This is a genomic window from Azospirillum isscasi, assembly GCF_030849505.1.
GTDB lineage: Bacteria > Pseudomonadota > Alphaproteobacteria > Azospirillales > Azospirillaceae > Azospirillum > Azospirillum isscasi.
On sequence record NZ_JAUJFI010000178.1, the window covers coordinates 1 to 10,791 of the forward strand.

Annotated in this window: 10 protein-coding genes; all 10 read right to left on the reverse strand. The window is 70.2% G+C overall.

Features of this window, described 5'->3' with window-relative positions; genetic code table 11:
* Window positions 1–886 (reverse strand): response regulator (locus QSG27_RS24525; protein WP_306710781.1); only part of this gene is annotated, 886 nt, incomplete at its 3' end.
* Window positions 886–1,614 (reverse strand): ATP-binding protein, encoded by a 729-nt coding sequence (locus QSG27_RS24530; RefSeq protein WP_306710783.1) that lies wholly within the window; start codon window positions 1,612–1,614, stop codon window positions 886–888. The genes QSG27_RS24530 and QSG27_RS24525, both read right to left, overlap by 1 nt.
* A gap of 5 nt (window positions 1,615–1,619) precedes the next feature.
* Window positions 1,620–1,925, reverse strand: coding sequence for an STAS domain-containing protein (locus QSG27_RS24535; protein ID WP_306710785.1), 306 nt, complete (start codon window positions 1,923–1,925; stop codon window positions 1,620–1,622).
* Window positions 1,926–2,038: 113 nt separating this feature from the next.
* On the reverse strand, window positions 2,039–3,208 hold the full coding sequence (locus QSG27_RS24540; protein ID WP_306710786.1) for a methyl-accepting chemotaxis protein: 1,170 nt from the start codon (window positions 3,206–3,208) through the stop codon (window positions 2,039–2,041).
* Between the two features lie 11 nt (window positions 3,209–3,219).
* Window positions 3,220–4,284, reverse strand: a complete 1,065-nt coding sequence (locus QSG27_RS24545) for a protein-glutamate methylesterase/protein-glutamine glutaminase (RefSeq protein WP_306710789.1) — start codon at window positions 4,282–4,284, stop codon at window positions 3,220–3,222.
* A 3-nt stretch (window positions 4,285–4,287) separates the two neighbouring features.
* Entirely contained in the window at window positions 4,288–4,914 is a 627-nt protein-coding gene (locus tag QSG27_RS24550; protein ID WP_306710790.1) for a chemotaxis protein, read from the reverse strand.
* Between the two features lie 3 nt (window positions 4,915–4,917).
* Window positions 4,918–5,826, reverse strand: a complete 909-nt coding sequence (locus QSG27_RS24555) for a CheR family methyltransferase (protein WP_306710791.1) — start codon at window positions 5,824–5,826, stop codon at window positions 4,918–4,920.
* Window positions 5,823–8,759, reverse strand: a complete 2,937-nt coding sequence (locus QSG27_RS24560) for a methyl-accepting chemotaxis protein (RefSeq protein WP_306710792.1) — start codon at window positions 8,757–8,759, stop codon at window positions 5,823–5,825. Before QSG27_RS24560 ends, QSG27_RS24555 begins: the two co-directional genes overlap by 4 nt.
* Window positions 8,760–8,884: 125 nt before the next feature.
* On the reverse strand, window positions 8,885–9,430 hold the full coding sequence (locus QSG27_RS24565; RefSeq protein WP_306710794.1) for a chemotaxis protein CheW: 546 nt from the start codon (window positions 9,428–9,430) through the stop codon (window positions 8,885–8,887).
* Between the two features lie 10 nt (window positions 9,431–9,440).
* A partial coding sequence (locus QSG27_RS24570; RefSeq protein WP_306710795.1) for a chemotaxis protein CheA occupies window positions 9,441–10,791 on the reverse strand: 1,351 nt, incomplete at its 5' end.

Below are 10,791 nucleotides of genomic sequence, written 5' to 3' on the forward strand. Positions count from 1 at the left end.
CGCCCTCGCCGAAGGCCAGCGCCGCGCCGCCCGGCGGGATCAGCACCGGCGGGGCCGCCGCCGCCGCCGCGTAGGTGAAGCGCTCCGCCGCGCCATCGACCACGCCGTAGATCACCGTGGCGTGCTGCCCAAGCTCCAGCAGGCAGACGGCCCGTTCGTTCAGCTCGGTCAGGAAATCGCCGGGCCGTTCGCCCAGAAGCGGCGCCAGCTCGTGGATCAGCGTGTGCATGCGGAAGGCGTTCAGCGCCGCCGACACGCCGCGCCCGGCCATGTCCAGCAGGAACAGCCCGAACCGTCCGCCCGCCAGCGGCAGCACCCCCCACAGGTCGCCGCCCATGTCGGAGGACAGCGCCGTGTGGGACCGCAGCGTCACCCCCGCGCTTTCCTTCAGCGAGGCGCGGAGGGCGGCGGAAGGCAGAAGATGATCGTACATGGAACGCGCCATCGCCAGCTCGCCCTCGACCCGTGCGCGGTAGGTCTGGAGGTTGCGGATCAGCACCCGGTTCTCCAGGTGGATGCGCACGCGGGCGACCAGCTCCGTCCGGTCCAGCGGCTTGGAAATCAGGTCCGTGGTGCCGGCGGCGAAGGCCCGGTTGCGGTCGTCGCTGGACGACAGGGCGGTCTGCACCAGCACCGGCAGGTCGGCGTAGGCATGGTCGGCGCGCAGGCGGCGGCACACCTCGAACCCGTCCATCCCCGGCATCATGATGTCGAGGATCAGCAGATCCGGCGTTTCGGCTTCGATCTGGGCCAGCGCGTCGAAGCCGTCCTTGGCGTAGGCGATGTTGTGGAATCCGGCTTCGTTGAGCAGGGCGCCGATCAGTGTGCGGTTGAAGTCGGTGTCGTCCACCACCAGGATGCGGCAGGCGGCGATGGCGTCGTCCATCAGAGGGGGAACCTCATGCGGATGCGGCGCCCGCCGTCGAGAAGCTGAAGCTCCTCCACGATGGCGGCGATCAGGTCCAGCCCGCGGCCCGAGGCGCCGTAGTCGATCCGCTCCGGCCGGTCGAAGCCGGTTCCCTCGTCGGCGACCTCCACCACCGCCGCGGCGCTCTCCAGCCAGGCGGCCACCTCGATCCGGCGGCCGGCGAAGGCGGGGTCGGCCATGCGCGCGGCCAGATCGTGGGAAAAGCGCTCCAGCGCCTCCACGCTCAGCCCCTTCATGCCCTCGACCTGAAGGTTGCCGTGGACCACCGCGTTGCTGATGGCCTCGTGCAGCGCCAGTTCCATGTCGTCGCGCTGGGTTTCCGGCATGGGGTGCAGGGCGGCCAGCCCGTTCAGGATCCGCCCGGCCAGATGCAGCCGGTTGGCCGCCACCGTCGTCACGCAGGCGAACAGGTCGGCGCGGACGGCGCGGCGCGCGGCCTCCACCACCTGCGCGTCGGACAGGCCGGCGACCTCGATCCAGGCCCCGAAGGGACGCCGCCAGAAGTCCGGCGCCTCCACGGCGTCGACGTCGCCCACCAGAAGCAGCACGGACGGGCCGAAACCCTCTCCCGCCGGGGAACCGGGCCGCCAGAACGGAAGCCCGAGCGCCGCCGACAGCCGTTCAAGCCGGTCGGGCGGAACGCCCAGGCCATGCAGGGCGGCGACGTGGGTGGGGGAGGGGACCAAGGGGATCAATCCTCGATCGTTACGATCTTGTTGAGCTGGGCCACGGTCAGCACGCGCTTGACCTGCCCGGCAGCGGAGCGCAGGACGAGCTGCTTGTCCGCGTTCGCCATTTCCTCCCGCGCGATCAGCAGCATGCCGATCCCCGCCGAATCGACGAACTCCAGAGTGGAGAGGTCGAGCACCTGGCGCTTCGCCCTGTTCTGGAGCATCTCGCGGATCAGGGCGCGCAGCTTGGCGTGGTCGTTGAAGGTCAGGCGACCGCGCAACCGAACCAGGGTCTCCTGCTCCTTGTCCTCAATTCCGTAGTCCATCGGTCCGGTGTTCCTGAAGGGTGTTCCTGAAGGGGCATGGGGGCGGGTGGTCTTTTGGAGACCACGCCACAATGGAGCAAGACAGGCCGGGGATTCCAGAAAATCCCTCGGTCTCAGAAAAGTTCGATATCGCCGCCGGAACTGTCGTCCTGGCCGGCATCCACGTCAAGCGCGCCATGCTCGTCCAGCGCCGTCCCTTCCAGCAACAGCCTGCGCACGAAGCGCTGGCGCATCTCGCTCAGCTTGAAGCGGCCCAGCAGTTCGTCGAGCCATTCCTGCGGAACCTGCGGTCCCAAGGAAGCGGGCATTTCGACGCGGGTGCGGTTTTCCAGCTCGTTCAGCCCTTCGGCCATGATGGCGAGGCTGTCGTTGATCGCCTCCAGCCGCTGCTTGGTCAGGTCCTGGAACTGCATCCCGGTGACCATGTGGCTGATGGTGGAGGACATGTCCGAGGACACCGTCGCCGCCGTCTCCAGCACCGCCTGGAAATGGTTGGTCTGGTCGACCAGGCTTTCCATGGTCTTGTCCACCCGCTCCTTGGCGAGCATCTGGGGGGACATGTCGGTGTCGGCGATCTGGCGCAGGATGTCGTGGCCGTTGCGCACGCCCTTGACCACCGCGGTGACCTTGGAGCGCATGCGGTCGGCCAGCGCCCCGGTGGAGCGGGAGAGGTGGCGCACCTCCTGCGCGACCACGGCGAAGGTCCGGCCGGCCTCGCCGGCGCGGCTCGCCTCGATGGTGGCGTTCAGCGCCAGGAAGTTGGTCTGGCGGTTGATGGCGTCGATGTCGCCGATGGACTTCTCCAGCTCCGACACGTCCTTCTGCACGTCGTCCAGCAGATAGACCATGCTCATGGCGTGGCGGGACAGGGTCACGATGTTCGTGATCATGTCCGCGATCATCTGCTGCATGCCGGTGACGAGCTGGTCCATCGGCACCCGTTCCCCATCGATGGAGACGGAACCGGCCATGCTGACGATCTGCTCCACCCGCTCGGACTGCTGCATGGCCTTCTCGGCCAGCTCGCGGAAGCGGTCGGACAGGTCCAGCGTGGCGCCCTCCACCGTCGAGGAGGTGCGGGTCAGCTCGTTCTGGATGGCCTCCAGCGTGCGGCGCTGGACGTCGGCGTAGCCCATCCAGGTCGCCAGAAGCTCCCCGGACAGCGGAATCTTCTCACCGACGTCGGACAGGCCGTTCCCGGGATGGCTGCCGTTGCCGGAAGGGTCCGGCTCCTGCGGTTCCGGTCCGGCTTCCAGGCGGGGCGCGCGGCCGTAGAAAGACATGGTGCTGCTCCTCAGTTCGCGCGCGTGCGGTGTTCGCCGATGGCGTCGAACGCGCGCAGCATCTCGGCCGGTATCTGCGCCAGCGGCAGTTCGACGGCGACCGCCCCGGCATCCCGGGCGGCGCGCGGCATGCCGTACACGACGCAGCTCGATTCCTGTTCGCCGATGGTATAGGCCCCCGCGTCGCGCATCGCCAGCATGCCGGACGCCCCGTCGCGGCCCATGCCGGACAGGATCACCCCCACCGCGTTCGCCCCCGCCGCCTTGGCGACCGAGGAGAACAGCACGTCCACCGACGGGCGGTGGCCGCTGACCGCCGGCCCGTCCTGGATGTGGCAGGAATAGCCCTGGGCGTCGCGGATGACCACCAGATGCCGGTCGCCGGGGGCGATGTAGACCTTGCCCTGGACCAGCCGGGCGCCCTGGGTGGCGACCTCCACCGACGGCGGGGAGATGCGGTCGAGCCGGGCGGCGAAGCTGGGGACGTAGCTGGGCCCCATATGCTGGGTGATGACGATGGGCGGGCAGTCGGCGGGCATGACGGCCAGCACGTCGCGGATGCGCTCCACCCCGCCGGTGGAGGCGCCGATGGCGATGAAGCGGGTGCCCGACCCGGCGCGGCGCGGCGTCGGCAGGGTGGAGGCCGCCGCCTGGGGGCGGCGCATCGACAGGCGGGCGGTGGCGGCGACGCGGATCTTGCCGACCAGCTCGTGCGCCATGGCCTCGAAGCCGTGGCCCTCGGAGCCGTCGGGCTTGGCCACGCAGTCCACCGCCCCGATCTCCAGCGCGCGGATCGCCGCCTCCGACCCCTCCTGGGTCAGGGAGGAGACCATGACGACCGGCGTCGGGCGCAGGGTCATGATCTTCTCCAGGAAGGACAGCCCGTCCATCCGCGGCATCTCCACGTCCAGCGTGATGACGTCGGGGTTGGTATGCTTGATGACCTCCCGCGCCTCGTAGGGGTCGCGGGCGACGCCGACCACCTCGATGCCGGGCTCCTCGGAAATGATCGCCTTCAGCATCTCCCGCATCAGGCTGCTGTCGTCCACGATCACGACGCGGATGGAGCGTGCCATGGCTCAGTCCTCTCCGAACAATTCCACGTCGCCCTCGATCGGCTGCTGCCGGAGGGTGGTGCGGAAACGCAGTTCCTGGTTCGCCGTCTCCGACAGCGCCTCGGGCCGCAGCATCTTGCGCATGGCCCTGCCGCTGTGGGGAAAATAGTGGATGCGCCGGGCCGAGGCGCCGCCCAGATCCTGGCCGACCAGCTTCAGCCCCTCCCGCCGCACATAGTCGAGCGCGAAGGCGGCGTTGCGCTGGCCGACGTCGAAGCTGGAATCGATGACGCGGGCGCCGCCGAACAGCTTCACCTCCAGCCGCCCGCGCTGGGCGCCGTGCGACAGCAGGTCGTTGATCAGCCGCTCCATGGCGACCGAACCGTAGCGCGCCGCCGCCCCGGCGCCGCCGTCCTCCGACTCCGGGACCTCGGGCAGCAGGAAATGGTTCATGCCGCCGATGGCCGTCGCCGGGTCGTGGACGCAGGCGGCCACGCAGGACCCCAGAGTCGTCACCATCATCACGTCCGACCGGTCGCTGATCAGATGGTGGCCCAGGAAGACCTTCATCGTGTGGGCGCGGAACTGCGGGTGGAAGTAGCCGCCGGTCTGCCGGGCGTCCGCCGCGCGACGGCTTGCAAAAGCGGTCATGCGTCACAGCCTCCGGTAGATGGTGGGGCCGGTCTGGCGGAAGCGGTCCGACACGCCGTACAGGCTTTCCGAATGGCCGAGGAACAGGTAGCCGCCGGGCTCCAGCATGCGGGCGAAGTTGCCGATGACCTGGGTCCGCCCGACGCGGTCGAAATAGATCAGCACGTTGCGGCAGAAGATCGCGTCGAACGGCCCCTTCATGGGCCAAGGCTCCAGCAGGTTCAGCGACTTGAAGGTGATGAGCCGCTTCAGCTCGTCCTCCATCGCCACCTTGGCCTCGCCGTCGTCGCGCAGGCGCCGGGTGTAGCGGTCGCGCAAGGGGGCGGGGATGCTGTCCGCCAGATCGGCGGCGTAGAGGCCGCGCCGGGCGGTGTCGACCATGTGGGTGTCGATGTCGGTCGCCAGGATCTTCGCGTCCCAGCGCCGCAGCTCCGGCCCGAAGCTGGAGGCCAGGACCATGGCGATGGTGTAGGGCTCCTGCCCGGAGGAGCAGCCGGCGGACCAGATGCGCAGCCGCGGGTGGGAGGATTCCCCGGCGTGGCGGGCGCGCATCTCCGGAACGGCCTTCTTCGCCAGGAAGTCGAAATGGTGCGATTCGCGGAAGAAGCTGGTCAGGTTGGTGGTCAGCGCGTTGACCAGGAAGCCGACCTCGTTCGCCCCCTCCTCGCTCTCCAGCAGGGCGCAATAGGTGTCGAAGTCCGGCAGGCGCAGGTCGCGCAGCCGCCGGGCGAGACGGGAATAGACCATCTCGATCTTGTGCGGGGCCAGCGCGATCCCGGCAAGCTGGTAGAGCATGCGGGCGATGAAGTCGAAGTGCCGCCGCTCGAACGGGAACTCCCGCCGGCCGGACGCCGCCGCGGCGGCCGCGGCGCGGTCCGGCGGTGCGGAGGCGGGGGCGGGTGCCGTGGTCATGCCGCCCGTCCGCGGGCCTTGGCCCGGACATCGGCGGCGAGCTTGTCCAGCAGGCCCAGCACGGTGCCCGACAGCCGCTCCAGATCGGCCAGGGCCTGGGCCGCCGCCGCCGAATCCCCCTGCTCATGGGCGCGCAGCGCACGCTTTCCGGCCTCGTGGAAGCGGGCGTGCGGCTCGGCGATCTGGGCGAAGACCGGGCTGGAGCGCACGGCGGCGTCGTTCACCGTGTCGTACCATTTGCCCAGCCGGCAGCCGTGATGGTCGGCCAGCCGGTCCGCGGTGGCGTCGCCGCGGCCCTGGACGGCCTTCAGCACGTTCTCGCGGAAGGTCACATGGTCGATCTTGGTGTTCTCGATCAACTGGACGTGGCGGGCCAGCTCGGACGCGCCGCCGGCCTGACCGCCGGGACCGCCGTTCAGGGAGAAGAAGGCCATCTGCTGGCGGAGCTGCCCGGCCTGCTCTTCCAGCGAGCGGGCGGCGGCGGTGCTCTCCTCGACCAGGGCGGCGTTCTTCTGGGTCATCTCGTCCATCTGGGCGACGGCGGTGTTCACCTCGTCCAGGCCGGACGCCTGCTCGGCGGTGGCGCGGGCGATTTCCGACACGAGGTCGGCGACCCGCGCGATGCCCGCCACGATGTCGGTCAGCGACGAGCCGGCGGAGCGGACCAGCTCCACCCCGTCCTTCACCTGCGTCCCGCTGTCGAGGATCAGGGTCTTGATCTCCTTCGACGCCTGGGCGGAGCGCTGGGCGAGGTTGCGCACCTCCTGGGCCACCACGGCGAAGCCGCGGCCCGCGTCGCCGGCCCGCGCCGCCTCGACCGCCGCGTTCAGCGCCAGCAGGTTGGTCTGGAAGGCGATCTCGTCGATCACCCCGATGATGTCGGAGATCTTCTGCGACGACCGCTCGATCCCGCGCATCGCCTCGACGGCGCTGGCGGCGACCTGACCGCCCTTCTCTGCGGCGCGGCGGGCGTCGTTGGCGAAGCTGTTGACCTGCTGGGCGTTGTCGGCGTTGGAGCGGACGGTGGCCGCCAGCTCCTCCATGCTCGCCGCCGTCTCCTCCAGCGAGGACGCCTGCTGCTCGGTGCGCTCGGACAGGTCCAGGCTGCCGTCGGCGATCTCGCGGCTGGCCGCGGCGATGGACTCGGCGGCGCCGTTGATGCGGCGGACGATCTCCGACAGCTTTTCCACCGTGCCGTTGAAATCGTCCTTCAGGCGCAGGAACACGCCCTCGTACGGTTTGTCGATGCGCCGCGACAGGTCGCCCTGGGACAGCGATTCCAGCATGGCGGCCAGATCCTCGGTCACGCCGGAGATGTTGCCGGCCAGCCGGTTCATGCCCTCGCTGACCAGCCGGAAGAAGCCGGTCTTGCCGTCCAGCGCGATCCGCTGGGTGAAGTCGCCGCGCACCGCGCTGTCCACCATGCCGGCGATCTCCGCCTCGATGGACAGCTCGGCGGTCAGGTCGCGCCATTCGACGACGAGGCCCAGCTTCTCGCCGTGCCGACCGGTGACCGGGCCGGCGGTGATCTCGAAGCTGCGGCGCCCCGCCTTCACCATGCCCTTGTAGGGGCTGGTCAGGCCGGCGAGGCTGTTGCGCAGGCGCGGCGCCTCCGTGTCGACGGCATCCAGGGAGCGCCCGATCAGCCCGGCGGCGTCGAAGTCCGGCAGGGCGCGGCGCAGGTCGCCCTCGGCGGCCTTGAACATGGCCAGGGCGGCGGCGTTGCAGTAGGTGACGGTCCCGTCCTCGCCCACCGTCATGATGCAGGACGACACGCGGTCCAGCGCGATCCCGGCCCGCACGGCGGTCACCGCGTCCTCCTTGAAGGCGGCGACGGCGCGGGCCATGTCGCCCAGCTCGTCGCGCCCGTCGGTGTGGGGGACGGTGACCGACAGATGGCCGTCGGTCAGGTCGGTCATCACCTTGCGGATGCCCTGGACCGGGCCGGTGATGGAGCGGGCGATGACCTGGGCCGCGGCGATGCCCAGCAGAAGCGACAGGCCGCCCAGCGCCAGGGACAGGACGAGGCTGCTCCGCACCTCCTCCTCGGCTTGCTTCTCGATGCCCTTCTGCTCGCCCTGGATCGCGGCGCCGATGGATTCCAGCGTGGTGTTCAGGGCGGTGACGACCTTGGCGACCACTTCGGCGCGCAGACGGTCGATCTCCTGGTCGGCGGCGATGGCGTCGCGGAAGGCGACGCGGTAGCCCGGCGCCCGCTCCGCGACCTCGCGCAGCAGGGCGGCCAGACGGGGCTCGGTCAGCAGGGCCTGCGCCTCCCGCACATGCTCCAGCATCTCGCCCAGATTCTTCTCCATCAGGGCCGGGGCGGCGGTGTCGCGCATGCCGAGCGCGCGGTTGGCGAAGAGGCGGGTGAGCACCCAGTGCTTCTCCATCTCCTCCCCGATCAGGGCGGCGTCCTTGTCGCCGGTGGCCTCGGCGCCCTGGACGATGCGCTCCAGCGTTTCGTTGAGCTGGGTGCCCAGCGGGTCCATGCGTTGGCGGATGGCCGCGTCGTAGCGTTCGCGGATGACCCGGATCGCCTCGAACTGGGTGTGGTATTCGGTGTGCAGGCGCGTCAGCTCGGCGAAGGCCGACGCCTGGGTGGAGCGCTGGATGGCCGCGCCGTGGGCGGTCATCGCCTGGTCGAACTCGGCCCGCAGGGTCCGCTGGCGGTTGAGGGCCGCGGGGTCGCCGGAGACCAGATAGTCGCGCCCGTGGATGCGCTGGTTGGCGAGGCGGGCGGAAAGCTCCTTGGCGAAGCTGGCGAGTTCGGAGCTGGCGAGCACCGCATCGACGCTGCCGTTCAGGCTGCGGATGCTCAGCAGGCCGGCGCCGACCTGCGCGGCCAGCAGGGCCAGCAGGAGTGCGAAGGCCAGCCACAGCCGCTTCGAGATGCCCATCGCCCCAACGAACGAACTGACGCCCTTCGCCATACAATCCCCCTTGCCCGCCGTGTTGTGCCGGCGTCAGCCGTATTTGAAACCTGCCCTTGTGAAAAGCCGCGACATGACGCACCCCCCGGCGGCGCCCTGATGGGCGTATCGGGGGTGCCCGCCGCTCAGGACGCCCGCTCCAGCGCCGGCAGGGCCTTCGCCGCGGCGTCCAGCTCGCCGTTCTCGACGGAGAACAGCTTCTCGACGCTGAGCAGCGTGACCATGCGGTCGTCGGCGGTGTAGAGGCCGCTGAGATACTCGGCGTCGACCATCCCGCCGTCCACGTCGGGCGGCGGCTTGATGGCGTCGTGGCCGATCGCCAGGATGTCGGAGATGGCGTCCACCAGGATGCCGCGCGTGCGTTCCCCGATCTGGATCACCACCACGACGTGGCGCTTGGTGACCGACGTGGCGCCGCCGCCGAAGCGGGCGCGCAGGTCGAAGATGGGGATGATGATGCCGCGCAGGTTGATGACGCCCCGCACATAGTCCGGCAGGTTCGGCAGGCGGCTTTCCGGCGTCCAGCCGCGGATCTCGCGGACCGACAGGATGTTGACGCCGTACTCCTCGCTGCCGACGGTGAAGGTGACGTACTGCTCCTCGGCGGCGTTGACCGACATGACGTCGGTGCGGGTGCCGCCGACGGTGGCGAGCGCGGTGGAACTGCTCATCGCTGTGGCCTCAGACCGGTTCGAGTGCGGGTGCGGGCAGCGCGGCCACCGCCGGGGACGGCGGACGCGGGGCCCTGGATTCCATGTGCCGGCTCATCTCGCGCAGGCCGGCGACGTCCAGGATCAGGGCGACGCGCCCGTCGCCCAGGATGGTCGCGGCGGCCACGCCGTCGAGGCGGCGGAAGTTCGCTTCCAGGCTCTTGATGACGACCTGCTGCTGGCCCAGCACCTCGTCCACGACGAGGCCGAGGCGGGAGCCGTCCTCCGTCTCCACCAGCACGACCAGCGCGCGGGTGGGGTCGGCGACGGCGCCGGGGATGCCGAACAGCTGGTGCAGGTAGACCAGCCGGACATACTCGCCGCGGGCCATCATCACGTCGCACTTGCCGACCAGCCCGTGCAGGTCCGCCGCCTTGGGGCGCAGGCTCTCCACGATGTTGGTCAGCGGCAGGACGAAGCGCTCCTCGCCCACCGAGATCACCATGCCGTCGAGCACGGCCAGGGTCAGCGGCAGCGACAGCACGAAGCGCGAGCCCTCGCCCGGCGTGGAATAGACGCCGATGCGCCCGCCGAGCGAGGTGATGTTCCGCCGCACCACGTCCATGCCGACGCCGCGGCCCGACAGGTTGGACACCTGATCGGCGGTGGAGAAGCCGGGCAGGAAGATGAGGTTGTCGATCTCCTCGTCCGACAGGCTGGCGCCCGGCTGGACGAGACCCTTCTCGATGGCCTTGGACAGCACCTTGGGCCGGTTGATGCCGCGCCCGTCGTCGGTGATCTCGATGACGATCCGGCCCGAGCGGTGCTGCGCCGACAGATGCACGGTGCCGGCGCGCGGCTTGCCGATGCGCTCGCGCTCGTCCGGACTTTCCAGCCCGTGGTCGATGGAGTTGCGGATCATGTGGGTCAGCGGATCGACGAGGTTCTCCACCACCGTCTTGTCCACCTCCGTCGTCTCGCCGCTGGTGACGAGCTGCACCTCCTTGCCCGTCGTGGCGGCGCATTCGCGCACCAGCCGCGGCATGCGGGAGAAGACGCTGGACACCGGCTGGGCGCGGATCGACATCACGCTCTCGCGCAGCTCGCGGGTGTGCTGAGCGAGCTGCTCCAGCCCTTCCAGAAGCTCCTGGAACTCGCCGGGGGGCAGGTCGCGCACATGCTCCGCGATCATCGCCTGGGTGATGACCATCTCGCCGACCATGTTGACCAGCCGGTCGATCTTGTCGAGATCGACGCGGATGGTGTGGCTGGTCAGCCCGGCATGCTCCGCCCCGCCGCCGTTGGGGCGCGGGCGGGCGGGTTCGGCCTTGGGGGCCTCCGACGGCTTGGCGGGCGCGATGGCCGGCGGGGCGGTGGCGGCG

What these genes read in the sequence shown, in the direction of transcription:
- QSG27_RS24555 (WP_306710791.1), bottom strand. Translation starts at nt 5,826, where the DNA reads ATGACCACGGCACCCGCCCCCGCCTCCGCACCGCCGGACCGCGCCGCG.
- QSG27_RS24550 (WP_306710790.1), bottom strand. Translation starts at nt 4,914, where the DNA reads ATGACCGCTTTTGCAAGCCGTCGCGCGGCGGACGCCCGGCAGACCGGC.
- QSG27_RS24535 (WP_306710785.1), bottom strand. Translation starts at nt 1,925, where the DNA reads ATGGACTACGGAATTGAGGACAAGGAGCAGGAGACCCTGGTTCGGTTG.
- QSG27_RS24565 (WP_306710794.1), bottom strand. Translation starts at nt 9,430, where the DNA reads ATGAGCAGTTCCACCGCGCTCGCCACCGTCGGCGGCACCCGCACCGAC.
- QSG27_RS24560 (WP_306710792.1), bottom strand. Translation starts at nt 8,759, where the DNA reads ATGGCGAAGGGCGTCAGTTCGTTCGTTGGGGCGATGGGCATCTCGAAG.
- QSG27_RS24545 (WP_306710789.1), bottom strand. Translation starts at nt 4,284, where the DNA reads ATGGCACGCTCCATCCGCGTCGTGATCGTGGACGACAGCAGCCTGATG.
- QSG27_RS24540 (WP_306710786.1), bottom strand. Translation starts at nt 3,208, where the DNA reads ATGTCTTTCTACGGCCGCGCGCCCCGCCTGGAAGCCGGACCGGAACCG.